Source organism: Bradyrhizobium sp. AT1 (assembly GCF_001590795.1).
Taxonomy (GTDB): domain Bacteria; phylum Pseudomonadota; class Alphaproteobacteria; order Rhizobiales; family Xanthobacteraceae; genus Bradyrhizobium.
In genome coordinates, this window is the sequence record NZ_JXDL01000001.1 from 153,515 (window position 1) to 177,270 (window position 23,756).

Annotated in this window: 23 protein-coding genes and 1 pseudogene; 14 read left to right on the plus strand and 10 right to left on the minus strand. The window is 62.6% G+C overall.

Features of this window, described 5'->3' with window-relative positions:
* Window positions 1-8: 8 nt before the first annotated feature.
* The 4 genes from SE92_RS00700 to SE92_RS00715 all read left to right on the plus strand — a co-directional run bounded on the left by SE92_RS00700 (window position 9) and on the right by SE92_RS00715 (window position 3,446).
* Window positions 9-1,019, plus strand: coding sequence for an amidohydrolase family protein (locus SE92_RS00700; RefSeq protein ID WP_063194014.1), 1,011 nt, complete (start codon window positions 9-11; stop codon window positions 1,017-1,019).
* Window positions 1,016-1,513: a hypothetical protein gene (locus SE92_RS00705; RefSeq protein WP_063194015.1), complete on the plus strand. Its 498-nt coding sequence runs from the start codon at window positions 1,016-1,018 to the stop codon at window positions 1,511-1,513. The genes SE92_RS00700 and SE92_RS00705 overlap by 4 nt, the downstream gene beginning before the upstream one ends.
* 20 nt (window positions 1,514-1,533) lie before the next feature.
* Window positions 1,534-2,313 (plus strand): SDR family oxidoreductase, encoded by a 780-nt coding sequence (locus SE92_RS00710; protein WP_063194016.1) that lies wholly within the window; start codon window positions 1,534-1,536, stop codon window positions 2,311-2,313.
* Window positions 2,314-2,471: 158 nt separating this feature from the next.
* A complete protein-coding gene (locus SE92_RS00715; RefSeq protein ID WP_063921199.1) occupies window positions 2,472-3,446 on the plus strand; it encodes a Bug family tripartite tricarboxylate transporter substrate binding protein in 975 nt (324 codons plus the stop codon).
* 1 nt (window position 3,447) lies between these two features.
* Here SE92_RS00715 and SE92_RS00720 read toward each other — a convergent pair whose 3' ends face one another.
* The gene (locus tag SE92_RS00720; protein ID WP_063194018.1) at window positions 3,448-4,302 is read right to left on the minus strand and encodes a MaoC/PaaZ C-terminal domain-containing protein; all 855 of its coding nucleotides are present in this window, start codon (window positions 4,300-4,302) and stop codon (window positions 3,448-3,450) included.
* A gap of 247 nt (window positions 4,303-4,549) precedes the next feature.
* Here SE92_RS00720 and SE92_RS00725 point away from each other — a divergent pair, with 247 nt between their 5' ends.
* The gene (locus SE92_RS00725; RefSeq protein ID WP_063194019.1) at window positions 4,550-5,758 is read left to right on the plus strand and encodes an ABC transporter substrate-binding protein; all 1,209 of its coding nucleotides are present in this window, start codon (window positions 4,550-4,552) and stop codon (window positions 5,756-5,758) included.
* Between the two features lie 53 nt (window positions 5,759-5,811).
* Window positions 5,812-6,714, plus strand: a complete 903-nt coding sequence (locus SE92_RS00730) for an SDR family oxidoreductase (protein ID WP_063194020.1) — start codon at window positions 5,812-5,814, stop codon at window positions 6,712-6,714.
* 47 nt (window positions 6,715-6,761) lie between these two features.
* Here the strand turns inward: SE92_RS00730 and SE92_RS00735 are convergent, their stop codons facing one another.
* On the minus strand, window positions 6,762-7,286 hold the full coding sequence (locus tag SE92_RS00735) for a MarR family winged helix-turn-helix transcriptional regulator (protein WP_063194021.1): 525 nt from the start codon (window positions 7,284-7,286) through the stop codon (window positions 6,762-6,764).
* A gap of 227 nt (window positions 7,287-7,513) precedes the next feature.
* On the opposite strand from SE92_RS00735, the gene SE92_RS00740 reads away from it, so the two are divergent.
* From SE92_RS00740 to SE92_RS00750, 3 genes are all read left to right on the plus strand, one after another.
* Window positions 7,514-8,395: an SDR family oxidoreductase gene (locus tag SE92_RS00740; RefSeq protein WP_063194022.1), complete on the plus strand. Its 882-nt coding sequence runs from the start codon at window positions 7,514-7,516 to the stop codon at window positions 8,393-8,395.
* A 53-nt stretch (window positions 8,396-8,448) separates the two neighbouring features.
* Window positions 8,449-9,249 carry an enoyl-CoA hydratase/isomerase family protein gene (locus SE92_RS00745; RefSeq protein ID WP_063921200.1) on the plus strand — a complete coding sequence of 267 codons (801 nt, stop codon included), beginning with the start codon at window positions 8,449-8,451 and terminating at the stop codon, window positions 9,247-9,249.
* 113 nt (window positions 9,250-9,362) lie between these two features.
* Window positions 9,363-10,988, plus strand: a complete 1,626-nt coding sequence (locus tag SE92_RS00750; RefSeq protein ID WP_063194024.1) for an AMP-binding protein — start codon at window positions 9,363-9,365, stop codon at window positions 10,986-10,988.
* 1 nt (window position 10,989) lies between these two features.
* Here the strand turns inward: SE92_RS00750 and SE92_RS00755 are convergent, their stop codons facing one another.
* Complete coding sequence (locus SE92_RS00755) at window positions 10,990-11,871, minus strand: enoyl-CoA hydratase/isomerase family protein (protein WP_245324400.1); 882 nt, start codon at window positions 11,869-11,871, stop codon at window positions 10,990-10,992.
* Window positions 11,872-11,923: 52 nt separating this feature from the next.
* Here SE92_RS00755 and SE92_RS00760 point away from each other — a divergent pair, with 52 nt between their 5' ends.
* Complete coding sequence (locus tag SE92_RS00760) at window positions 11,924-12,799, plus strand: SDR family oxidoreductase (protein ID WP_063194026.1); 876 nt, start codon at window positions 11,924-11,926, stop codon at window positions 12,797-12,799.
* A gap of 177 nt (window positions 12,800-12,976) precedes the next feature.
* Here SE92_RS00760 and SE92_RS00765 read toward each other — a convergent pair.
* Both SE92_RS00765 and SE92_RS00770 read right to left on the minus strand, forming a co-directional pair.
* Window positions 12,977-13,562: pseudogene (locus SE92_RS00765) on the minus strand (NAD(P)-dependent oxidoreductase).
* 152 nt (window positions 13,563-13,714) lie between these two features.
* A complete protein-coding gene (locus SE92_RS00770; protein WP_063194027.1) occupies window positions 13,715-14,728 on the minus strand; it encodes an NADP-dependent oxidoreductase in 1,014 nt (337 codons plus the stop codon).
* Window positions 14,729-14,856: 128 nt separating this feature from the next.
* Between SE92_RS00770 and SE92_RS00775 the strand changes: the two genes are divergently transcribed.
* Genes SE92_RS00775 through SE92_RS00785 form a run of 3 tightly spaced genes read left to right on the plus strand, consistent with a single transcriptional unit; the run spans window position 14,857 to window position 17,367 of the window.
* The gene (locus tag SE92_RS00775) at window positions 14,857-15,309 is read left to right on the plus strand and encodes a MaoC family dehydratase (RefSeq protein ID WP_063194028.1); all 453 of its coding nucleotides are present in this window, start codon (window positions 14,857-14,859) and stop codon (window positions 15,307-15,309) included.
* On the plus strand, window positions 15,306-16,190 hold the full coding sequence (locus tag SE92_RS00780) for an HpcH/HpaI aldolase/citrate lyase family protein (RefSeq protein WP_063194029.1): 885 nt from the start codon (window positions 15,306-15,308) through the stop codon (window positions 16,188-16,190). Before SE92_RS00775 ends, SE92_RS00780 begins: the two co-directional genes overlap by 4 nt.
* Window positions 16,180-17,367 (plus strand): acyl-CoA dehydrogenase family protein, encoded by a 1,188-nt coding sequence (locus tag SE92_RS00785; protein WP_063194030.1) that lies wholly within the window; start codon window positions 16,180-16,182, stop codon window positions 17,365-17,367. The genes SE92_RS00780 and SE92_RS00785 overlap by 11 nt, the downstream gene beginning before the upstream one ends.
* Before the next feature lie 18 nt (window positions 17,368-17,385).
* On the opposite strand, the gene SE92_RS00790 is transcribed toward SE92_RS00785, so the two are convergent.
* The 5 genes from SE92_RS00790 to SE92_RS00810 form a co-directional block, all read right to left on the minus strand.
* Window positions 17,386-18,531, minus strand: a complete 1,146-nt coding sequence (locus SE92_RS00790) for an acyl-CoA dehydrogenase family protein (protein WP_063194031.1) — start codon at window positions 18,529-18,531, stop codon at window positions 17,386-17,388.
* Window positions 18,532-18,554: 23 nt separating this feature from the next.
* Window positions 18,555-19,484 (minus strand): 3,5-dioxohexanoate:acetyl-CoA acetone transferase, encoded by a 930-nt coding sequence (gene kce / locus SE92_RS00795; protein ID WP_063194032.1) that lies wholly within the window; start codon window positions 19,482-19,484, stop codon window positions 18,555-18,557.
* A gap of 7 nt (window positions 19,485-19,491) precedes the next feature.
* On the minus strand, window positions 19,492-20,286 hold the full coding sequence (locus tag SE92_RS00800; protein ID WP_063194033.1) for an enoyl-CoA hydratase-related protein: 795 nt from the start codon (window positions 20,284-20,286) through the stop codon (window positions 19,492-19,494).
* An 18-nt stretch (window positions 20,287-20,304) separates the two neighbouring features.
* Complete coding sequence (locus SE92_RS00805) at window positions 20,305-21,063, minus strand: SDR family oxidoreductase (RefSeq protein WP_063194034.1); 759 nt, start codon at window positions 21,061-21,063, stop codon at window positions 20,305-20,307.
* A 63-nt stretch (window positions 21,064-21,126) separates the two neighbouring features.
* Window positions 21,127-22,308, minus strand: coding sequence for an acyl-CoA dehydrogenase family protein (locus SE92_RS00810; protein ID WP_063194035.1), 1,182 nt, complete (start codon window positions 22,306-22,308; stop codon window positions 21,127-21,129).
* A 45-nt stretch (window positions 22,309-22,353) separates the two neighbouring features.
* On the opposite strand from SE92_RS00810, the gene SE92_RS00815 reads away from it, so the two are divergent.
* On the plus strand, window positions 22,354-23,736 hold the full coding sequence (locus SE92_RS00815) for an enoyl-CoA hydratase-related protein (RefSeq protein ID WP_283806750.1): 1,383 nt from the start codon (window positions 22,354-22,356) through the stop codon (window positions 23,734-23,736).
* Window positions 23,737-23,756: the final 20 nt, after the last annotated feature.

Sequence of the window (23,756 nt, forward strand, 5' to 3'; positions counted from 1 at the left end):
AGTCGCCCATGTCGCTCGTCATCGACGTGCATACGCATGTCGTTCCCTCGCACATACCCGCCGATAGAAGGGGTGGATCGCTCTGGCCGAGCATCGCGCGCGAAGGCGAAGACGCCAGCGTTATGATCGGCGGCAAGGTGTTTCGCCGGATCGATTCGCGCTGCTGGGATGTGCCTCGCCGTCTCGCTGACATGCGCGGGGATGGCGTCGATGTTCACGTCCTCTCTCCCATGCCGGAACTGCTGTCGCACTGGTTGGAGCCCGAGGCCGCGGAGGCTCTGGCGGAAATCATGAACGCGGACATCGCGCGCATGATGGAGGAAGCACCCGGGCGGTTCGCAGGCATTGGCATGATCTGCATGCAGGATACGTCGCGTGCGGTCAGGCAGATGGAGCATATCAAGGCGCTCGGCTTCCGCGGAGTCGAGATCGGCTCGCATATCAATGGAACGCCACTTGGCGCGCCGTCACTCTGGCCGATTTATGAGGCGGCGGAGGCGCTCGACCTTGTGGTGTTCGTGCATCCTCTGCATCCGGCGGGCGTCGAACGGGTTGGTGCGGCCAGCGAATACGCCGCGATTGCCGTGTTTCCGCTAGAGACAGCCTTGGCTGCCGTCTCCTTGCTCGCTCATGGCGTGCCTGATCGGTATCCACGTCTCAAGTTTCTGCTCAGCCACGGTGGTGGTGCGCTGCCCTGGATCCTGCCGCGCCTCGATCAAGGCCGTCAGATTTCGCCGGCGATGCGAGCGGCCATGCAGGACGATCCCTCGAGCATCGCGCGGCGCTTCTGGTACGACACGATCGTCTATTCGGAGGACACGCTGCGTTTCATGACACAGGCGCTCGGCGACCACCATATCGTGGTCGGCTCGGACTATCCGTTTGCGATCAAGCAGCAGCAGCCGGCCGCCTTTGCCGTGCGGGCGCTCGGTGCTGGATCTCCGTGCCTGCGCGACAACGCGGAGGCCCTGCTTGGCATGACATTCGAACCGGCCGCAATGCGGGAGGTGGCTCGATGACCGTGGCTCCAGTGCTGGTGCGGTGCCGTTCGCTGCTTCAGTTCGTCTCACTCGGACCTGTGCCGCCGCGCACCCCGGGGCGTCCCGATGCCCAGGTGCCGGAGGATCCGACAGCAGGTCCGGCCGTCTACGCGAAACTGCCGCACGTCTATTTTTACGACGCGAACCGTCCCGATGATCCCGCGTTCGGGTTTATCGACATCGAGATGTCGGTTCAGCATCGGCCCGACGGTCGTTTCCGGCTCGATCTCTATTGCTCGGGCGACGGACATCAGAGTGGTGCGGGACTGCCGAGTGGCGAGGGGCTGCGGATCGAACTCCTGGCGGGCGAGGAGGTCGTTGCAGCTGCCTCCTGGCAATTTCGTGAAGTCAGTTCGGGTCGATGCGATCCGTTGACGTATTCCACGTGGCTGCCGATGAACGCTGACGATTTCGAGCGGATCGACGCGGTTCGGCTACCGCCATCCTCTGCGGTGTGCAGATTCGATGGTTGATCCGGTTTGCGAGGGTTGAAATGGATTTCGGAATTCGGGGCAGAAGAGCGATTGTCTGCGGCGCAAGCAAGGGTTTGGGCAAGGGCTGTGCCGCGGCGCTTGCGGGCGAGGGCGCCATTGTCTTCATCGTTGCTCGGCAACCGGCCCCGCTTGAAAGTGCGGCGGCGGACATCGAAAGGCTCACCGGCAGTCGTCCTTGCACGGTGATGGGTGACGTGACCACGGCCGAGGGGCGTGCCGCAGTTCTCGCCGCCTGTCCGGATCCCGACATCCTGGTCAACAACGCGGGCGGGCCGCCGCCCGGCGACTTCCGCAATTGGGTGCGTGACGACTGGATCAAGGCGCTCGATGCCAACATGCTGTCGCCGATCGAGCTTATCAAGGCGACGGTCGACAGGATGATCGCCCGGAAGTTCGGCCGCATCATCAACATCACGTCGCACGCAGTGAAGCAGCCCGTCGACATGCTGGGGCTGTCCAATGGCGCGAGGACGGGCCTGACCGGATTCGTGGCTGGCCTTTCGCGTTCGACGGTCAGGCACAATGTGACAATCAACAATCTTCTGCCCGGCACCTTCGATACTGACAGGCTTAAGTCAAATCTGTCGGCCCTGGCACAGCGCTCGGGAAAGTCTGCTGACGAAACGACGGATGCTGTCCGCAGCGCAAATCCGGCCGGGCGATTTGGCACGATCGAGGAGTTCGGCGCGGCCTGTGCCTTCTTGTGCAGCGATAAGGCGGGCTACATCACGGGGCAGAACATCCTGATCGACGGGGGAGCCTATCCCGGGACGTTCTGAGGCCGGCACATTGCAGCGCCGTATCCCGAAGGCCGGACTTCCGTCTTGCTCGCCCAGATCGTAAAGTAGGGTACGATCAAGAACAAATCGGGATTGCGCGCCGGCGGCACGGGTGCCGAAACGCGCAACCCGCTGCGGCGGGGCGTGAGGGAGGATCGATGCGGTTTCGCGTTGCGATGACATTGTTGCTTGCCGCCACATTCGTCAGTATAGGCGGTGTTCACGCTGTCCCGGCGGAGTCCTACCCGTCACGCAGGATCAATTTCGTCGTGCCATTTCCCGCGGGCAGTGCGACCGACGCGGTAACGCGACGCCTGGCGGAGAGCATTCGCAGCGAAGCGGGTGTCACGGTTCTGGTGGAGAACAAGCCGGGAGCCGACGGCAATCTCGCCGCGCTCTCCGTGCTCAAGTCCGACCCTGATGGATATACCGTTTTTGTCACAACCAATTCGACGCAGGCGGCCAACGTCAATCTGTTCAACGCGATGCCCTATGATCCGGCTGCAGATTTCATGCCTGTGGCGGGGATCATGACCATCCCGATGCTGCTGAGCGTCAGACCAGACTTTCCGGCCAAGAACATCGCGGAGTTTATTGCGGTCGCAAAATCGCGACCAAAGCCGCTGTCATTCGGAAGTGGCAATACGTCCAGCAGGGGCGCCGCCGAGTTGTTCCGCCATAGGGCCGGGATCGACATGCAGCACGTCCCTTATCGCGGAATGCCGCAGGCTTTGACTGACGTGCTGGCCGGCGAAATCGATTGTGTCTTTGCCGACCCTGCCAGCGCGCAGGGCCTGATTCAGGATGGCCGGTTGCACGTCCTTGCGGTGACGAGCGCGGAGCGGCTTGCGAGCGTGCCGGATGTTCCGACGCTTGCGCAGGCCGGGTTGTCCGGCGCCGAGCTGACCGCTTGGGTTGGCGTGTTCGTGCGAACAGGTACGCCGTCCGATGTCGTGGCGCAGCTCAGCAAGGTCGTGCTGTCCTTCGTCAAGAACCAGGACACTGAAGCCTATTTGCAATCCGTCGGCGCCAAGCCGTTTCCGGCTGGACCGGATGAGCTAAAGGCGTTCGAGGAGGCGGATACGCGCCGCTGGGCGGAGATCGTCGAGATCGCGAAGATCGAGAAGAAATAGCTCAAGCGCGAAGAACGGCCGTTCCGCGATCGAGCACGATGACATCCCGTTCGACGGCGCGCGAACGGAAGCGGACCTGGCCGCCTGCCGCGAAGAACTCAGTCCGGATGGTTTCGCCCGGAAAGACCGGCCGGCTGAAACGAACCGATAGTGAGTTGAGGCGGCCGGGCACCTCATCCGCGAAGGTGGCGAGGATCGCGCGCGTTGCAATTCCGAGCGTACACAGACCATGCAGGATCGGTCGTTCGAACCCGGCCTTCGTGGCGGCCACGGGATCCGCGTGAATGGGATTGTAGTCGCCACTCAACCGATAGATCAGCGCACTTTGCGGCAGGGTCGGGATATCTTTGACGTGCGAGGGGGACTGCTCGGAGAGAGGGCTCGGCTCTGGTGGCGCATTGCCGAAACTGCCGTAGCCGCCATCGCCGCGCAGGAAGAGCACACTGCGGACGGTCGCCAGTCTCTCCCCCGTATCCGCATCGTTCAGCGACTTGACGAGGTGAAGAACGGCGCCTTTGCCGGCGCCCTTGTCCATCACAGCCGCGATCTCGTAGCTGGCTTTGACAGTGCCTTCCGGCGGGATCAGATGATGGATTTCGAAGCTTTGCTCGCCGTGCAGCAGCTTGAGCCAGTCGATCTCAAGCTCGGGTCGTCTTGCCCAAAATCCTGGATGGGCTAGCACGCAGCAGATCGACGGGACTGCCTGCAGGCCTGCTTCGTAGACGAAGCCCAGCTGCGACGGGTCGAGCGGGTTTGAACCGTAGCCGAGCCCCAAGGCGTACAGCATTGTATCGCGATGGGTGTAGGTGTGGAAAACGGGCTCGAAACGGAAGTTTCGGACGGCTTCGAGATTCAAGATGTCCTCCCCCGCATGTTGTGCATCGACTGCCGAAGCGTGCCGACTGCACCGCTCGCGATGCTCGCAAGGCGGTTGCAATGTTGTCTTCGCGTATAGTACACAAGTGTACTAAGTGGAAGCGGGCGTGCAGGGGATGAGGCGAACAGGAAGCAAAGCTGGGTTTGGAAGCGCTGGCGGATCAAGCCGTTGGGCCTTGATCCGGGAACGGTTCGGATGGACGGCGTCCCGCCAGGCTTGTCGCGCCATGGTGCAAGTCATGGCGCTCGCCCTCGCTGCCACGCTCGCGACCGAAGCTGTGGCCGGAGAGAAGAAGTATGGCCCGGGCGTCAGCGACACCGAGATCAGGATAGGCAACACGTCCCCCTACAGCGGCCCGGCGTCTGCCTTCAGCATGGTAGCCAAGACGGAGGAGGCCTATTTCCGCAAGATCAACGCGGAAGGAGGGATCAACGGGCGCCGCATCGTCTTCCTGTCCTATGATGACGCCTATTCGCCACCGAAGACCGTCGAACAGACGCGGCGCCTGGTTGAGAGTAACGAAGTTCTACTGGTCTTCAACGCCATGGGCACCGCGCCGAACTCGGCCGTCCAGAAGTATCTGAACGCCAAGAAGGTGCCGCAGCTTTTCGTGTCGAGCGGAGCCGCCAAATGGAATGATCCCAAGAATTTCCCGTGGACGATGGGTTTCACCCCGAGCTATGAGACCGAGGGTTACATCTACGCACAATACGTGCTGCGGGAGCGGCCGGCGGCGAAGGTCGCAATCTTCTTTCAGAACGACGATTTCGGCAAAGACTATCTCAGAGGCATCAAGCGTGGACTTGGCGACAAGGCGGCGTCAGTCATCGTCGCGGAAGAGGCATTCGACGTTTCGGAACCGACCATCGACTCCCATCTCGTCAAGCTGAAAGCGAGCGGCGCCGACGTTCTGTTCGATATTGCAACACCCAAATTCGCGGCGCAGGCAATCAAGAAGGTGTCCGAGCTCGACTGGAAGCCGCTGCATATCCTCAGCTACGTGTCGGCCTCGATCGGCAGTGTGATCAAACCTGTCGGGTTCGAGAATGCGCAGGGGCTGATCTCGGCGGCCTATTTCAAGGATCCGAATGATCCCACATGGAAGGACGATGCTGGCCTCAGGGAGCTCAACGGGTTCCTGGACGCATATTTTCCTGGCGCCGATCGCAGCGACACGCTGATCGTCAACGGCTACAACACGGCACAGGCGCTCGTTCATGTGTTGAAGCAATGTGGCGACGATCTCACGCGTGAGAACGTGATGCGGAATGCGGTCAATATGAAGATGGTCGAGCTGGGAATGCTGCTGCCAGGCATTCGGATGAATACTTCGCCTGGCGATTTCGCGCCGATCAAGGAATGGCAGCTCATGCGTTTTGAAGGAGCCAATTGGCATCTGTTCGGCGAGACCATGAGCGGCGAGACGAAGAACTAGGAAAGGTCTCCGTGGCGGATTGGCGCGCAAGGGGCTTGGAAGGGAGACGGTGAATGGGACAGCTTTGTGCCGGACGGGTTGCGATCGTGACGGGAGGCGGACGGGGGCTCGGGCGCGAATACGCGGTGATGCTTGCAGAGCAGGGCGCCAAGGTGGTCGTCAACGATCTCGGCAGCACGGCAGCGGGTGAGGGGGCCGACCTCTCCCCAGCCCAGCAGGTCGTCGAGGAAATCAAGCGTGCCGGTGGCGATGCCATCGTCAACGGCAACGACGTCAGCGACTGGGCCGGTGCCAAGGCGCTCATCGACGATGCGATCAACACCTTCGGCCGGCTCGATGTTCTCATCAACAATGCCGGTATTCTGCGGGACCGCATGATGGTCAGCATGACCGAGGCGGAGTGGGACGCGGTCATCAAGGTGCATCTGAAGGGTACTTTCGCGCCGTCGCACCACGCCGCGCAATATTGGCGCCAGGAGACCAAGAAGCGCGGTGCGCCGGTGAGCGCCCGCCTCATTAACACCTCATCTGCATCCGGTCTGTTCGGCAATGTCGGCCAGAGCAACTACGGCGCCGCGAAGGCCGGCATTGCAGCGTTCACAATCATCAGCGCCATGGAGCTGCGGCAATACGGCATCACCGTGAACGCAATCGCGCCCCGGGCGCAAACCAGGATGACCGAGGGGCTGAGAGAGCGCACCGAAGACGAGATCAGGCGCCGCAATCCGCGCTGGGTCGCACCGATCGTGGTCTGGCTCGCGAGCGAGGAGTCCTCCGATGTGACTGGCCGCGTGTTCGAAGCTGGCGATGGAATTCTCAAAGTGGCTGAAGGCTGGCATGCCGGTCCGGGAATCGAACCCGTGGAGGATCCGAACGTCCTCGGCCCCAAGGTGGCGGAGCTGATGCAAAAAGCGCGCCCCAATGCCGATATCTGGGGACGCGACATCGTTTCATGAGGCTCCCAACGAACTCCTCCCGGAGCACCTCAGGCGGGTGGCAGGCCTCAAGCCGCCGCCCGCCGCTTTTTCCGGCTCTTTGAGGACTGCGTGTCCTCATGCTCGTCCTGTCCGCTCTGGGTTTCGGTGCCGTCCGACATGGCGATGAGGTTGTGCTTCATGGCGAGGAGCGCCTCTGAGGCCGCTTCCAACTGCTTCCGGTCGATCCCGTTGACGATCCTGGCGTTGAACTTGTCGGTTTCCTTCCGCAACTTCTCGAGGAAGCCGCGGGCCTGCTTGGTGACGTAGACGCGCTTGACCCGCCGGTCCACCGGATCGGCCTGGCGTACAACGAAGCCGGAGGACTCCAGGCGATCGATCAGAGCCCCGACGGCCACCTTGCCGACGTCGAGTTCGTTGGCAAGCTGGGTTTGGGGCAGGCCGTCCTTGCGCGAGATGAAGGCCAGCACCCACCATTGCGAGCGGGTGATCCCGAGCGGCGCCAACGCCCGATCGAACATCATCCTCCTGAGCCGCGACACGTCATGAATGAGATATCCAAGCCGGAGATCCCAATCGGGCTGTTCAACCATTGATATTTCCCTTGAGGCGAGTCGGGGGCAGAATTTCAACCAATACCATACACCAGCGTATTTTAAAGGAAAGGCCGCGAAGTATCGGCGAAAATTGCCTCACTCAACGGATTGCGGTCTGATTTACAGAAGCAGTACACTAGTGTATTAATTGTATTGCGGCGATGGTTCGGCAGGCTGATAATGCCGCGAACCGCAAGAAAAATCCGCCAGGGAGGGGATTGCCCATGTTCGACGCTGCTGTCCTCAAGGGAAAGCGCATCCTGATCACAGGCGGGGGGACCGGGCTTGGCAAGGAGATGGCGGTCGGTTTCGCCGCGCACGGCGCCTACGTCTACATCTGCGGGCGGCGCAGGGAGGTCCTTGACCAAGCGGTGCGGGAAATCAGCGAACGATTCGGAGGACAGGCCGCGGCGCGACTTGCCAATGTGCGCGATCCGGACAGCATCGAGGCGATGCTGGCCAGCATCTGGGCCGAGGGTCCGCTCACCGGTCTCGTCAATAATGCCGCCGCCAATTTCCTGGCGCCAACCGAAACGCTGTCTCCGCGCGGCTATGAGGCCGTCCGTTCGACGGTCATGGACGGCTCGTTTTACACCTCGCTCGCCTGTGGCAAGCGGTGGATCGCCGGGGGCCTGCCCGGCGTGATCATCAGCAACCTCGTGACCTGGGTGTGGACTGGCTCGGCCTATGTCGTGCCGGCGGCGATGGCGAAAGCGGCCGTCCATGCCATGACCATGTCGCTCGCGGTTGAGTGGGGTCCCAAGAACATCCGCGTCAATGCAATCGCGCCCGGACCGTTCCCGACCGAAGGTGCCTGGGACAAGCTCAATCCGCTGGCCGAGACCGGTGTTGGCGCGACGCAGGCGGACGACGTGCCGCTGCGCCGTTTCGGCAAGATGGATGAATTGCGCAATCTTGTGATCTTCCTGATGTCGGATGGTTGTAGCTACATCACCGGCGACACGATCGCCATCGACGGCGGTCACCATCTGGCGGCGCCCAGCACCTTCGCTGGGCTCTCGAAACTATCGCCGGCCGACTGGCAGCGCGCGCGAGAAGCCATTCAGGCCTCGGTGCAGAAAGAAAAGCAGGCACGCTCGATCTAAGCCCCTGGTTCGAGCCGCCGACAGGCTGCCTGAAAGCGAGAGGAGAGACGCCGATGGGATTGGCCACACCGACAAGGAGCTTCGATTGCACCATCGAGAATGGTCTGGCTCATGTCGTCCTGAACCAGCCCGATCGTGGGAATCCAATTGATGGAGAATTCTGCCGCGAATTTGGCCTGTGTATTGCCGAATTAAGCGAGCGCTCCGACGTGAGGTCGATGTTGCTCTCCGGGCGCGGCCGGTTGTTCAGCGTCGGCGGCGACCTGATGTCCCTGGTCAGCCAGGGAGACGCACTGCCAACAACGATCAAGTCCTGGACGGCAGATATTCACGTCGCGATCGCAAGAATGGTCCGCATGCGGGCGCCGGTCGTCGCGAGCGTTCACGGCAATGTTGCCGGTGGAAGCGTGTCTCTGATGGCGGCCGCTGACCTGGTGGTGATGGCGGAATCGGCGCGGATTTCAGCTGCGTTTTCCAAGATCGGGTTCAGCCCTGACAGCGGGTCGACCACGACGATCACGCGCCGCATCGGCGTTGCGCGCGCGAGGCGTTTCTTCCTGCTTGGCGAGACGCTCGATGCCAGGACGGCGCTGTCGCTCGGTCTTGTGGATTTCGTTGTTCCGGAAGGCGATGTGCAGTCCGAAGCTGAGCGAATAGCGAAAGAGCTTGCCTCCGGTCCGACGCAAGCGTTTGGCGCGATCAAGCGCCTGTTTGCCGAGACATCCGATCGATCGTTCGAGAGCCAGCTCGAGCAGGAGGCGGAGATGCTCGCGACAATCTCCCGAACGGCGGATGCGCGTGAAGGGGTCAAGGCTTTCGTCGAGAAGCGAAAGCCGGCTTTCGTCGGGAAGTGACGGCAAGCCAATTGCACGGCGCAAGCGACAAACTACGAAATAATACGCGACCATAACTTATACGGATAAACGAAAGACAGGTCGGAAAAGACACAACGCTGCAGGAGGAAACAATGACCGTGGCGGCAGCCAGAAATGATGCGTCTTACGCCAATTTTCGCGAAGCGGGCTATTGGCTCGACAAGACTGTCGATCAGCTTCTGACCGAGGCTGTTGCGAGAGCGCCCGATAAGGTCGCGATCGTCGCCGACCGCGCAGATCGAGAGCAGGCCCCGCGTTTCACCTACAAGGAACTGGAGAAGCTTGCAGATCGCGCCGCGAGCTCGCTCGTGCGGCTCGGCGTCGGACGAGGCGATGTCGTTACGGTGCAACTGCCGAACTGGTGGGAGTTCGTCGTCACCGCGTTCGCCTGCAGCAAGATCGGTGCGGTGATGAACCCGGTGATGCCGATTCTTCGTGAGCGCGAACTGCTCTACATTCTGAACTTCTGCCAAGCGAAGGTTTTCATCGTGCCGAAGGCCTATCGCGGCTTCGACTACGGCGCGATGGCGCTGGCGATGCGTGCCGACCTGCCGCATCTTAAGCACGTGATCGTCGCCGATGGAGAGGACGAGACCAGCTTTGATCGCACGTTGCTGGCGGCCGAGCCGGACAGGCTTCCTCCTGGTCTCCGCCCGGATGATATGGCCGTGCTGATGTTCACGTCCGGCACCACGGGCGAGCCGAAAGGCGTCATGCACACCTCCAACTCGTTGATCGCGTGCTGCAAGGCCCTGTCGGGGCGGTTCGGGCTCGATTCAACGGATGTCCTTCTGGTGGCTTCGCCGGTCGGACACATGACGGGCTATGCCGCGATCGTGCTGCTCTCGGTCTATCTGGGCGGCACGATGATCCTCCAGGATATCTGGGAGGCCAGGCGCGGGGTTGGCCTGATGGCCCGCGAAGGCGTGACCTATACGGCGGCGTCGACGCCGTTCCTCAGTGACATCTGCGACGCCGTGCAGGCCGGCGCGCCTCAGCCGAAGAGCCTTCGCTCCTTTCTGTGCGGGGGCGCGCCGATCCCATCGGTCCTGATCGACCGGGCGGCCGAAGAGCTTGGCCTCAAAGTCTGCTCGCTCTGGGGGATGACCGAAGTCTTGTCAGGCACTCTGACCGAGCCTGCGCGCGCCGCGGAGAAATCGGCCGGCACGGACGGACGCTCGCTCGAGGGCATGGAGGTCAAGGTCGTCGATACCGAAGGCAAGGTGCTGCCGCCGGGAGAGTCGGGCCGGTTGCTGGTCCGCGGGGCTCAGATGTTCAAGGGTTACTACAAGCGGCCGGAGCTGCAGACGTTCGACAGCGAAGGCTGGTTCGATTCCGGTGACCTCGCGTATATGGACAAGGAGGGCTACATCCGCATCTCAGGACGGGTGAAGGATATCCTGATCAGGGGCGGAGAGAACGTCCCGGTCGTCGAGATCGAGAACCTGCTCTACAAGCATCCAGCGGTGTCCGCCGTTGCGGTCGTGGGATTCCCGGATTCAAGGCTCGGCGAGCGAGGCTGTGCCTTCATCGTTCCACGCGAGGGGAGCAGGATCGATCTGGCGGCGGTGCAGGCCTATCTCGGCGAGGCCAAAATGGCAAAGCAGTTCTGGCCCGAGCGCGTCGAGGTCGTCGCCGAGCTTCCGCGTACTGCCAGCGGAAAGATCCAGAAGTTCAAACTGCGCGAGCTGGCGGCGGACCTTGGCAACGCAAGGTAAGCTACTGATCGGAATAGGTCGGATTCCGTCGCTCGCGGAACGCGGCGACGGCTTCCGCATGGTCGTTCGTTTCCAGGAGAATGACCTGCTGCCGGTCTTCCATCAACAGGGCGGCGTCCAGGCTCGGCGCGTCGATCAGTGTGTTCAGCGCCTGCTTGGTCATGCGCAGTCCCATTGGAGACACACGGAGCATCTCCTCGGCGAATTCGAGGCCTCTGGCGAGCAGCTCGCCGGCCGGTACGACATCGCTGACCAGCCCGATCGCTTTCGCGCGCTCCGCCTTGAGGAAGCGTCCGGTCAGCAGCAGCTCTGAGGTCACGGAGAGGCCGACGAGGCGCGGCAACAGGTATCCCGAGCCCATGTCGCAGCCGCCGACGCCGATGCGGATATAGGCCGCGTTCATCCGCGCGTCCGGTGCCGCGAAGCGGACGTCGCAGGCGAGCAGAAAGGAGAAGCCGGCACCGCATGCCGCTCCATGGACGAGTCCGATGATGGGCTGCGGGCAAGACCGCATGAGGCGGATCACGCCCGAGTAACTCTGCTGCATCCTGAGCTGGCGTTGCGGGCGCCCCTTGCCGGGCGCGGCGAACGCGTCTGATCCGAGTTCAGCGCCGGCGGAAAATTGAGGCCCGTTACCACGCAGGATCACGACGCGAGTCTCCGGCCGATCGTGAAGATTGGAGAAATACCCGGTCAGCTCAGAGATCATGTCAGGCGAAACGGCATTGAGCTCGGCCGGGCGGTTCAGTGTCAGAACATCGATCGCGCCCCGCGTTTCGACGATGACGGTGCTCGGCTGCGTCATGGGCTCGCTCCCATCCGTTGTTGTCCTTGAGGATAGATAGTAATAAAGTGTACGATCATCAAGCGCAACGCCGTCCATTCCCTCGAGGCAATGGCGACGGCCGCGCGAAACGAACTCAGGGAGGCCGGAGATGCCATATCAGTCCGTGTTCAGATCGGACCTGTTCAAGGGACAGACGATCATCGTGACCGGCGGTGGCAGCGGAATCGGGCGTTGCACCGCCCACGAACTCGCTGCTCTTGGCGCGAACGTCGCGATCCTCGGCCGTACCCCGGATAAGCTCGTTGAGGTGCAGCGCGAGATCGAGGAGGACGGCGGACAGGCGATGAGCCTTGCCTGCGACATCCGCGATGAAGCCATGGTGATCGGCACGATCGATGCAGTGCTGGCGCGCTACGGCCGCATCGATGGCCTGGTCAACAATGCCGGTGGACAATTCCGCGCGCCGCTGAAGTCGATCTCGACCAAGGGCTTCGAGGCCGTCGTGCGCAACAATCTGACCGGTGGATTCATCTTCATGCGCGAAGTCTACAACCGCTGGATGGAGGCCAACGGTGGCTCGATCGTGAACATGATTGCGGACATCTGGCACGGGTGGCCGGAGTTCGGTCACTCCGCCGCGGCGCGCGGCGGCATGCTGACCTTGACCGAGACGGCCGCCTGCGAATGGTCTTCCTCAGGCGTCCGCGTCAATGCAGTCGCCCCCGGCGGCATCGTATCCAGCGGCTTTGATACCTACACGCCGGAGATGCAGAAGAAACTCCACGACTTCACCGAACGCGTGCCGCTCCAGCGCTTCGGAACCGAAGCCGAGATATCGGCCGCCATCACCTACCTGCTGTCACCGGCGGCGGCCTATATCACCGGCTCCTGCATCCGCGTCGATGGGGGGACGCCGAATGCACGCACGACCTGGAAGCTCGAGCCGCATAACCGCAGCCAGCCGTTCGAGGGGTTCCATCGCACGAAGCTGCCGGACGTGATGAAGCGCAAGGCCAGCGCGTAGCGGATCGCCTGGGGCGTGAGCCCAAATTCGGATTGAGGCGAGTTTGACGACAGCCGGGTAGATCCTCTTTCCCGTCACCGGACGCGTGAGGCGATCATCGAAAGCGCAGATGCGCAGTTCCATGGTTCAGCCGTTGCTGATCGCAGGTGCCGTGCGGCGCCATGTCGGGTCGGTCAGCTATTCGACCACGAACTCAGCCAGCCGCTGGCGCGACAGGAAGAACAGCTTGATGCGGGGATCTCCGACATAGCCGGCCACCGCCCGTCTCGGGTTTGGCTTGGAGGTCAGCCACGGCAGCCGGACGATGGTCCAGTCCAATTGCGATGTCCGGATCACATCGACCTCGGCCGTGATATCGGCATAGGCAGTGCCCGCCAGTGCTTTGATCATGCGGATCGCCAGCCAGAACGGCAGGCTGAACCTGTCGTGCGGATCGCTGGCGCTCGGCGTCGCGGTGGCGATCAGCCGCATGACACCATTTGCCTGCATTGCCTCCACGATATTCCGCATGCCTTCGCTGATTGGCATGCCGGTGGACTTTCCGGTCGGTCCGAGAAGGCTGATGACGGCATCCTGCCCTGCGATCGCGCTGGATCGCCGGTCTGTCACTGAGGTCGCCCTTGACGATGTGCACCTCGAATTCGGAGGTGTCGATCTTGTCCGGATTTCGGGCGTAGACGGTCACCTCGTGTCCAGCGCGCCGGGCCTGCGCGATCGTCAGTTTTCCGGCGGCGCCGGTGCCACCGAATATGGTCACTTTCATGCTGGGCGGCTCTTCTTTGCTTATGGAAGGGTGTTGTCGGGCGACGGCCGCATAAGGGCCGACAATCCCAGTTGGACATAGCGTCTCGCCGCTGTGACTGTAAGCCCGTTATCGGTGCATCGCGGACCTCGCGAACCGCGCACTCCAGCGGCCTAATCCACCGCGATGATTAGCTTGCCGTGGTTTTCCCCGCGATAGAGTTGTGCGATCGCGCCGGGCGCGTGCTCCAGTCCCGGCAGGATCTCTTCGTCATGGACGATCCTGCCGGCCAGCGCGAGTTCGGCTAGGCGCGTGGCAGCCGCCTCGAACTCGGCCAGATGATCGAAGATGATGAAGCCGGACCATCGCAGGCGGCGCGTGAGGATCTCCCGTTCGGGGCGCGGGCCGGCCGGGACGGGGGTCCATGAGGCGTTCGCGGCCGTGCCGCACTGGATGATCCGTCCACGCAGCCGCATGGTCCGGATGGCGGCATCGGCGATCGCGCCTCCGGTGTTGTCGAAGAAGATATCATTGCCTTCAGGGCATGCGGCCCGAATGGCCGCGCCGAGATCGGTGGCCTCGCGGTAGTTGATCATGTCCTGGTAGCCGTAGCGGGCCTTGGCTTGCGCAATCTTGTCGGCGGAGCTGGTAAGCCCGACGGCGCGGCATCCGGCGATTTGCGCGAGTTGGCCGACGAAGCTTCCGACGCTGCCGGCTGCCGTCGACACCAGAACATGCTCGCCGGGCTTGGGGTCACCAAGGCCGTGAAAGGCAAGATAGGCGGTCAGGCCGTTCATGCCGAGCAGGCTCAGATTGGCGCTGAGCGGCAGGGCGGATGGAGCAACACGCCGCAAAACGCTGTCGGGCGTGGTGACGCAATAGCGCTGCCAACCGAACCATCCATAGACGAATTCGCCGACGCTAAACTCCCGCGTATTGCTTTCGACGACCTCGCCGACGGCGAGGGCACGCATCGGCGTGTTCAATGGCACCGGCGCGCTGTAGTTCCCCTCGTCATTGGACCATCCACGCTGCGCCGGATCGACCGAGAGATAGCGGTTTTCAACCAGCATTTCGCCCTCGCCGGGCGCGGCGACCGGCGCGGTCACGAGCGAGAAATGTTCCGCTTGCGGTATCCCATTTGGTCGGGACGTCAGGCGGACCTGCCGATTTTCACGGACGGACATGAGCGATCCTCATAAGTAGTACGCTTGTGTACGATATGACTATACGGTAGAAATCGGACGGGAGACAAGGACAGGGCGGCGGCCACGACCGTCGCCTGGCCCTGCAAGAAACAGCAAGAGGCAAGCACATGGCGGGGCTCTACTTCGAGCAGTTTTCGGTCGGACAGACATTCGTGCACGAAATCCGGCGCACGGTGACGGACATGGACAACATCCTGTTCTCGTCGCTGACCTACAATCCGGCGGCGGTCCACATCGACCACGAATACGCCAAGGGCACCGAGTTCGGGAAGCCCTTGATGAATTCGATCTTCACGCTTGGCCTGATCATCGGTCTGTCCGTCCAGGACACGACTCTGGGAACCACCGTCGGCAATCTCGGCATGGAGGATACCAAATTCCCGCGCCCGGTGTTTGCCGGTGACACCCTGCGAGCCGAGACCAAGGTGATTGCCGTCAGGGAAAGCAAGTCGCGTCCGACGCAGGGTATCGTCACATTCGAGCATCGCGGCTTCAATCAGCGCGACGAGGAAGTTGTCTGCTGCCGCAGGAGCGGTTTGATGATGCGGAGGCCGGCATGAAGCTCCGTTCGCTGCTCTTCGTGCCGGCCGACAGCGAGCGAAAGTACGTCAAGGCCTCGGGCGTCGGCGCAGACGCACTGATCCTCGATCTCGAGGACTCCGTGGCGCCGGGGCGCAAGGCTTTTGCCCGGGATGCCGTGAAAGGGCTGTTGGGCGGCGGGCCTCGCAACTGGTCGTTCCTGGTCCGCATCAATCCGTTCGGTACCGGGCTCACGCTCGAGGATCTCGCGGCGGTGGTCCGGCCGGGCCTCGACGGCATCCTCATCCCGAAGGTCAACGGCATCGAGGATGTCAATCTCGTGTCGCACTATGTCGATGTCCTGGAGGTCGCAACCGGTATCTCGCCGGGGCACGTCAAGCTGCTGGTTGTCGCGACCGAAACGCCTGCCGCCATGATCGGCTTCAACGGCTACGCCCGCAAGAATGAGCGGCTGGTCGCGATGACCTGGGGCGCGGAGGACTTGAGCGCGGCCTTGGGCGCGCTCACGAACAAGGAGTCGGATGGTGCCTGGACCTTCCCGTACCAGGTAGCCCGCGCACAGTGCCTGTTTGCCGCGGGTGCGGCAGGCGTCGCGGCGCTGGATACGCTTTATGCGGATTTCAGGGATCAGGATGGCCTCGCCGAAAGCTGTCGCCTCGCGCGCCGTGACGGTTTTGTCGGCCGGGTCGCGATCCATCCGGATCAGGTCTCGACCATCAACACTTGCTTCACGCCGTCGGATACCGACCTCGCGCACGCGCGCCGCGTCGTCGCGGCGTTTGCCGCGGCGCCGGACGTCGGCACGGTCGGTATCGACGGGAAGATGTACGACATTCCGCACCTGGTTGCGGCGCGGCGAACCTTGGCGTCGGTCGGGGAGGAGCATTCGAATGGACAATAGGTCGTTCTCCAAACAGCTCGATGTGCCCGAGGACCACGCCGCGATCCGCGAAGGCGTGCGCGCAGTCGTGACGCGTTTCGATGACGAGTACTGGCTGGCGCGCGACGACGACGGCGAGTTTCCGCGTGAATTCCATCGTGCGATGGCGGAAGCCGGCTGGCTCGGCATTACGATGCCCGAAGAGTATGGCGGCTCCGGGCTGGGCGTCACCGAGGCCGCGATCATGATGCATGAGGTCGCAAGCCACGGTGGCGGCATGACGTCGGCATCCGCCGTGCATATCAATCTGTTCGGGCCGCACCCGATCGTGGTCAAGGGGACCGATGAGCAGAAGCGACGCTGGGTGCCGCGTCTGGTTTCGGGCGAAGACCAATGCTGCTTCGGCTTCACCGAGCCGGATGCCGGGCTGAACACCACGCGCATCAAGACCTTCGCCGAGAAAGTCCCCGGAGGCTACCGGGTGCACGGACAGAAGGTCTGGACCTCGACGGCGCAGGTCGCCAACAAGATCATGCTGCTGACCCGGACCACGAAATTCGAAGACTGCAAGCGGCCGACCGACGGCATCACCATCTTCTACGCCGATCTCGATCGCTCCAAGATCGAGGTGCGCCGTATCCCGAAGATGGGGCGCAAGGCGGTGGATTCCAACGCCATCTTCATCGACGGCCTGTTCATTCCGGAGGCCGATCGGATCGGTGAGGAGGGGAAAGGGTTCTCCTACATCCTGCATAGCCTCAACCCGGAGCGGATCCTGATTGCGGTTGAAGCGATCGGGATCGGACAGGATGCACTTCGACGGGCAACGCAGTACGCCAAGGAGCGTATCGTGTTCGACCGTCCGATCGGCCAGAACCAGGGGATCCAGCATCCTCTCGCCGAGAAATGGATGTATCTGGAGGCTGCATGGTTGATGGCCATGCGCGCGGCTTGGCTCTACGATACCGACAAGCCGTGTGGCGCCGAGGCCAACAGCGCCAAGCTTCTCGGCGCGCGGGCCGGTCACGATGCCGCCTGGCAGGCGATCATGACCCATGGCGGCTTTGGCTACGCCAAGGAGTATCACGTCGAACGGCTGTTCCGCGAGGTGTCGATCACCCGGCTGGCGCCAATTACGGAGCAGCTGATTTTGAGCTTCATCGCCGAGAAGGTGCTCGACCTGCCGAAGAGCTACTGACGCGCGGCTGGAAGCGCGTCAGAGGTTGCGGGAGATCAATTCCCGCATGATCTCCGAGGTACCGCCATAGATCCGCAATACGCGCGCGTCTGCGAACAGCCGGCAGATCTCGTATTCGCGCATGAAGCCGTAGCCGCCGAAGAATTGCAGGCACTGATCGACCAGCCGCCCGTGCATCTCGGTGACCCAGAGCTTTGCAGTCGATGCAGCATGGGTGGTCAGCTCGCCGCGGATATGTTGGCTGAGGCACTGATCGACATAGGCCCAGCCGACCTGAAGGTCGGATTTGAGGTCGGCAAGCTTGAAGCGCGTGTTCTGAAAGGTCCCGATCGCCTGTCCGAACGCCTTGCGTTCCAGGACATAGGCCTTGGTGATGTCGAATGCCTTCTGCGCTGACGCGATCGAGTGGAGTGCGATCGTCAACCGCTCCTGCGGCAGCTCGCTCATCAGGGCTGCCATCGCGCCGCCTTCCGAGCCCAAGAGGTTGGTTACGGGCACCCGGACTTGGTCGAAGAACAGCTCCGACGTATCGGAGGAGAGGTGGCCCAGCTTGTCGAGGTTGCGGCCATGGCGAAAGCCCGGCCGGTTGGTTTCGACGAGGATCAGGCTCATGCCGCGGGAGCCGCCGTCCGGGTTGGTGCGGGTCACCACGATGACGAGGTCGCACATCTGTCCGTTGGAGATGAAGGTCTTCTGTCCGGAGATGACGTATTCGTCTCCCTCGCGGACGGCTCGCGTGCGAATGCCCTGTAGGTCGCTGCCGGTTCCGGGCTCGGTCATGGCGATGGCACAGACGGCCTCGCCCGAGATCATGCGCGGCAGCCATGTCTTCTTCTGCTGCTCGGTGCCGTAGCTCAGGAGATAGCCGCAGCAGACGTCGTTGTGGACCGAAAAGTCGGTCGCTGGACCCGCGAAGCCCGAATAGGCCAGTTCTTCGATGACGACGGCATTGTGGCGGAAGTCGCCGCCGATGCCGCCGTACTCTTCGGACACCTGGGGGCAGAGCAGGCCGGCCTGGCCAGCCGCCGGCCACAATGCGCGATTAATGATCCCGGCCTTCTCCCATTCCTGGAAGTGTGGCGCGATTTTGGACGCGGCGAAGCGTCGGACGCTTTCGCGCAGCAGGGCGTGCTCTTCGTCGAATACTGGGCGATTGGGCAGCATATCTGTCGGCCATACGTTGGGAGCTAGAAGGCGACCTTGTCGCCGCCCTTGAGCTGAAGGATTTCACGCGCCTCGTCGGGACTTGCGATCTCGAGCCCGAGGCCTTCGATGATCTTGCGTACCTGCGTCACCTGAGTCGCGTTGGTTTCGGCGAGACGGCCTGCACCGATCCAGAGGCTGTCCTCGAGTCCGACGCGGACATTGCCGCCCATCGCCGCCGCCATCGCGGCAACCGCCATCTGCGCACGACCGGCGCCAAGCACCGACCAGCGGTAGTTGCCGCCGAAAAGCCGGTCCGCCGTCCGCTTCATGTGCATGACGTCGTCCGGATGCGAGCCGATGCCGCCGAGCAGCCCAAAGCACGTCTGGATGAAGAGGGGAGCCTTGACCAGCCCCTCCGTCCAGAAATAGTGCAGGTTATAGAGATGGCTCGTGTCGTAACATTCGAACTCGTAGCGCACGCCGGAACTGTTCAACGTCTCCAGCGCATAGCGGATATCCTTGAACGAGTTGCGAAAGACGAGGTCGTGCGAGCCCTCCAGCATCTGGGGCTCCCAGTCGTATTTGAACGACTTGTACCGCTTCAGCATCGGAAACAGACCGAAGTTCATCGAGCCCATATTGAGGCTCGCGACTTCCGGCCTCCAGGTCGCCGCCGGACGTACGCGCTCCTCGACCGTCATGTAGGGCGAACCACCCGTCGTCAGGTTCACGACGACGTTGGAGCCCTGCTTGATCACGCGCAGGAAGGGCTCGAAAGCCTCCGGCGATTGATCCGGCCGTCCGTCGACGGGATTGCGCGCGTGCAGATGCACGATCGCGGCCCCTGCCGCCGCAGCGCCGAGCGCGGCTTCGGCGATCTCCGCCGGCGTCACCGGCAGGTGCGGTGACATCGATGGCGTATGGATCGATCCTGTGACCGCGCAGGAGATGATGACCTTGTGGGGCGCCATGGCGGCCTTAGCGTGCAAATTTGTGGAAGTCCGGGTCGCGCTTCTCGTTGAAGGCCGCGACGCCTTCCTTCGATTCCGCCGTGTCATAGAACAGCTTCACCGCGTGGAGGGCGAAGTTGCTGATGCCGCGGATGTTGTCGGAATCTGCGTTGAAGGAGCGCTTTGCGAGCGCGATCGCGGTCGGCGAGCGCTGGGCGAGCTTGTCGGTCCAGTCCTTCACGGCAGCATCGAGCTGCGCCATCGGAACCACCTTGTTGACGAGACCCATCTCGCGCGCCTGCTCAGCGGTATATCGCTCGTTCAGGTACCAGATCTCCCGCGCCTTCTTGTCGCCGACATGACGGGCGAGGAAAGCCGTTCCCCAGCCGGCATCCACCGAGCCGACCTTGGGCCCGACCTGGCCGAACTGGGCGTGATCCGCGGCAATCGTCATGTCGCAGAGCGTTGCAAGCACGTTGCCGCCGCCGATCGCAAATCCGTTGACCCGGGCGATTACGGGCTTCGGCACGTCGCGGATCAAGCCCTGGATCTCGTCGATCGGGAGTCCGACCACGCCGCGGCCGTCATACTGGCCTTCATGAGCGGATTGATCGCCGCCGGTGCAAAAGGCTTTCTCGCCGGCGCCGGTGAGCACAATGCTTGCGACATTGCGGTCGTTGGCGGCGAGCTGGAAGGCCTGGATGAGCTCGTCGAGCGTCCGCGCGCGGAAGGCGTTATAGACCTTCGGCCGGTTGATGATGATCCATGCGGCGCGGTCGCGGATTTCGTAGATGACGTCGGTGAATTGCTTGGGATCGGTCATGGCATGTCCTCGCGCAGGTTAGATCATGTTCATTCCGCCGGAGACGGAAATGGTTTGCCCGGTGATGAATCTTCCGTCGTCGGAGGCCAGCATCGCGACGATTCCGCCATAGTCGTCCGGCTCGCCCATGCGGCGGAGCGGAATGCCCCTGAGCATGGCGTCCTTCCATTTCACGGCGTGCTCGCCCTCGCCAAGCACGGCCGCCATCATCGGCGTATTGGTCGGACCGGGGCAGACGGCGTTGAGCAGGACATTCTTGCGCGCCAGTTCGCGGGCCAGCGACTTGGTAAAGGAGATCAGCCCGCCCTTGCAGGCGGAATAGACCGCCTCGTCGCTGGTGCCGACGCGCGCGGCATCGGAAGCGATATTGACGATGCGGCCGCCGCCGCGCTCGGCCATCAGCGGGGCAATCGCCTTGTGCGTGTTCAGCGGGCCATAGAGGTTGATGCGGATGATCTTGTCCCAAAGTTCCCTGTCAGTCTTCAGGAAAGGCATCGGCCGGTCCCAGCCGGCATTGTTGACCAGGAGCCAGATCGGTCCCAGCTCGGCCTCGACCTTGGCGACCGCGGCATCTACGGATTCCGGGTCGCCGACATCGACGGCATAGGTCTTGATGACAGCCTTCGGAGCGAGCTTTGCGGTCTCTTCGCCGCCTTGCGGATTGATATCGAAGATCGCGATCTTGCAGCCTTCCTCGGCCAGCCGCAGCGTCAATCCTCGTCCGATGCCCTGTCCGCCGCCGGTCACGACGGCCACTTTTCCCGATAGGCCCTTCAACGTCGATCTCCCTTGTCGCTTGTCGTTTCTCTGGTGACCTTCGATTTATCAAAGGTGAGGAGGCTATGAAGCCGACCCGTTCTTTTGGATGTCATATCCCCGCTGCGAATACATTTGCCGCGCGATGATCGTCTTCATGATCTCGATCGAGCCGCCGGCAATCTTCACTACACGTGCGTCGGCATAGGCTCGGGCAATCGGATATTCCCACATATAGCCCCAGCCGCCGAAGAGCTGGAGGCATTCGTCGACGGTTTCGCAGTGCAGCTCGGATGTAAACATCTTGGCCATTGCCGCATCGACGGGATCGAGCTTCCCTTCCATGAACAGAGCGATGCACTTGTCGGTAAAGACGCGCGCGACGGTGGCCTTGGTCCTGAGTTCGGCCAGCTTGAACTGCGTGTTTTGGAAATCAGCGAGTTTCTGGCCGAAGGCGCTCCGTTCAGAGGTGTATTGCAGCGTCCAGTCGATCACGGTCTCGGTGACGGTCGCCGACCGGATGGCCTGCGCCAGCCGTTCCTGCGATAGCTTGGTCATCATCTGCGCAAAGCCCCTGCCTTCCGCGCCCAGCATGTTGCTGGCGGGAATGCGGACATTGTCGAAGAACAGCTCGGAGGTGTCTTGCGCCCTCATGCCGAGCTTTTCCAGATTTCGGCCACGCTTGAAGCCGTCACGGCTACTCTCGACGATGAATAGAGTGACGCCCTTGGCGCCGGCCTGGCTGTCGGTCTTGGTTGCCAGCACGATGAAATCGCAGAGCTGGCCATTGGAGATGAAGACTTTCTGGCCGCTGATGACGAAATCGTCGCCATCACGCGTCGCGCGAGTCCGGATCGCCTTGAGGTCGCTGCCGGCGTGAGGTTCGGTCATGCCCAGCGATCCGATCGCTTCGCCCGAGACCATCTTGGGAAGCCATTTTCGCTTCTGGGCTTCGGTTCCGAATGACAGCAGATAGGTGGCGACCAGGTCGGTGTGGATGAGGAAGCCGGGGCCGCTGGCGCCGGCGCGCCACAGTTCTTCAAACACGACGACGTCGAAGAGGTAGTCAAGGCCCATGCCGCCATACTCCTCGGGCACGGTGCAGCAGAGCAGGCCGGCTGCGCCGGCCTTCAGCCACAGATCTCGCGGGACGATGCCATCCTCTTCCCATTTGGCATGGAACGGGACGATCTCGCGCTCGACGAAGCGGCGGACCGTCTGCCGGAAAATCTCATGTTCCTCGCGAAAGATGGTGCGCTCGATCATTGTCAAAACACGTCCCGTCTGATTTAGTTTGCTAGTGTACAGTATTTGGTTGGCGAGTACAACTCGAAACGCGGAACAGCCAAGTTAGATCGTACATCAACGCACGGTAGCGGGAAGGGAGAGGAGATCATGGCATTCGGACCGGAGCTGAAGCAGTTTCGCATCGAGCTATCGAAAGAGCGCGTCCTGCACCTCATCTTCGACATGCCGGGAAGATCGATGAACGTGTTTTCGAATGCGGCAATCGAGGAGCTTGACCTGTTTGCGGGCTGGCTCAGGCAAAGCGATGTGGTTGGCGTTGTCATCCGATCCGGCAAGTCATCCGCCTTCTGCGCGGGCGCCGACCTGGCCGAGCTTGAGACGGCCTACGACATGATCATGGCGGCGCCGCCTGACGCGCGCGATCGTCTAGCCTTCGATCACTTCTTTCGATTGAGCCATGGCCTGCGCCGGCTCGAGACGGCCGGCAAGCCGGTTGCCGTGGCGATCGGCGGCCTCGCGCTGGGCGGTGGCTGCGAGTTCGCGCTTGCAGCGCATCACCGGGTGATCGCCGATCATCCGCAGGCGACATTTGGTTTGCCCGAATCGCTCGTCGGATTGCTGCCGGGCGGCGGTGGAACACAGCGATTGCCGCGCCTGATCGGCATCGAAGCGGCGCTGCCCGTGTTGCTCGAAGGTGCGCGGCTCGGCGGACAGGCGGCCCTTGCTGCCGGGCTTGCCCATGAATTGGCCGCACCGGGCGAGGAAGTCGCGGCCGCTGAGCGTTGGGTGCTGTCGCGACCGCAGGCTGCGCAGCCATGGGATCAGCCGACCTGGAGCGTCGCGGATGCGGCAGGCGTGAGGGCAGCCATAAGAGAGAAGCGAAACAAGATGCTGGCCGAGACGCTCGGCCACTATCCAGCTCCGTCAGCTATTCTCGACTGTGTCGAACAGGGACTGCCGCAAGACTTCGACACCGCCATCCGGACCGAGATGAAGATTTTCGCAAAGCTGATCCAGAGGCGGGAGCCGCGCAACATGATCAGGACATTGTTCCTCGGACGGCTCGACCATGAGCGGCTGAAAAAGAAGGGCATGAATCCCAAGATTGCCGACGCCGTCACCGCGGTGTGGAAGGCGCTCGGCGTTCCATCGGAGTGCGGCAAGGAGCTCTCCGAAGCATTTGCGAGGGCAGGTTTTCGTGTCGATCGGCCGCGCAAGGTCGAGTTCGATGGGCACATCGCAGGAGCGGTCTACTGGCACGACGACGAGCCGAGGACCTGGGGTAAGGAGCTGTTGCGCGCGCGCCTGGCGGATGCCGAGGCCGCGGCCGTGAGCTGGCGATCCCAGCTTGACGAGGCGGAACGCCGGGCTGCCGACTATGTCCTGGTCACGCAGGCGGGCTTTCCCGCCTATCTCGGCGGCCTGTTTGCCGCCGGGCTGAGCTAGTCAGTGCCCCGGAGGGAGAA

Bases quoted from the DNA above. Each gene is read 5' to 3' on its own strand.
- SE92_RS00710 (WP_063194016.1), top strand. From the start codon at position 1,534: ATGGATTTCGGAATTCGGGGCAGAAGAGCGATTGTCTGCGGCGCAAGC.
- SE92_RS00725 (WP_063194019.1), top strand. From the start codon at position 4,550: ATGGTGCAAGTCATGGCGCTCGCCCTCGCTGCCACGCTCGCGACCGAA.
- SE92_RS00790 (WP_063194031.1), bottom strand. From the start codon at position 18,531: ATGCTGCCCAATCGCCCAGTATTCGACGAAGAGCACGCCCTGCTGCGC.
- SE92_RS00775 (WP_063194028.1), top strand. From the start codon at position 14,857: ATGGCGGGGCTCTACTTCGAGCAGTTTTCGGTCGGACAGACATTCGTG.
- kce (WP_063194032.1), bottom strand. From the start codon at position 19,484: ATGGCGCCCCACAAGGTCATCATCTCCTGCGCGGTCACAGGATCGATC.
- SE92_RS00750 (WP_063194024.1), top strand. From the start codon at position 9,363: ATGACCGTGGCGGCAGCCAGAAATGATGCGTCTTACGCCAATTTTCGC.
- SE92_RS00770 (WP_063194027.1), bottom strand. From the start codon at position 14,728: ATGTCCGTCCGTGAAAATCGGCAGGTCCGCCTGACGTCCCGACCAAAT.
- SE92_RS00810 (WP_063194035.1), bottom strand. From the start codon at position 22,308: ATGATCGAGCGCACCATCTTTCGCGAGGAACATGAGATTTTCCGGCAG.
- SE92_RS00730 (WP_063194020.1), top strand. From the start codon at position 5,812: ATGGGACAGCTTTGTGCCGGACGGGTTGCGATCGTGACGGGAGGCGGA.
- SE92_RS00780 (WP_063194029.1), top strand. From the start codon at position 15,306: ATGAAGCTCCGTTCGCTGCTCTTCGTGCCGGCCGACAGCGAGCGAAAG.
- SE92_RS00745 (WP_063921200.1), top strand. From the start codon at position 8,449: ATGGGATTGGCCACACCGACAAGGAGCTTCGATTGCACCATCGAGAAT.
- SE92_RS00755 (WP_245324400.1), bottom strand. From the start codon at position 11,871: ATGGACGGCGTTGCGCTTGATGATCGTACACTTTATTACTATCTATCC.
- SE92_RS00715 (WP_063921199.1), top strand. From the start codon at position 2,472: ATGCGGTTTCGCGTTGCGATGACATTGTTGCTTGCCGCCACATTCGTC.
- SE92_RS00800 (WP_063194033.1), bottom strand. From the start codon at position 20,286: ATGACCGATCCCAAGCAATTCACCGACGTCATCTACGAAATCCGCGAC.
- SE92_RS00785 (WP_063194030.1), top strand. From the start codon at position 16,180: ATGGACAATAGGTCGTTCTCCAAACAGCTCGATGTGCCCGAGGACCAC.
- SE92_RS00740 (WP_063194022.1), top strand. From the start codon at position 7,514: ATGTTCGACGCTGCTGTCCTCAAGGGAAAGCGCATCCTGATCACAGGC.
- SE92_RS00700 (WP_063194014.1), top strand. From the start codon at position 9: ATGTCGCTCGTCATCGACGTGCATACGCATGTCGTTCCCTCGCACATA.
- SE92_RS00705 (WP_063194015.1), top strand. From the start codon at position 1,016: ATGACCGTGGCTCCAGTGCTGGTGCGGTGCCGTTCGCTGCTTCAGTTC.
- SE92_RS00760 (WP_063194026.1), top strand. From the start codon at position 11,924: ATGCCATATCAGTCCGTGTTCAGATCGGACCTGTTCAAGGGACAGACG.
- SE92_RS00735 (WP_063194021.1), bottom strand. From the start codon at position 7,286: ATGGTTGAACAGCCCGATTGGGATCTCCGGCTTGGATATCTCATTCAT.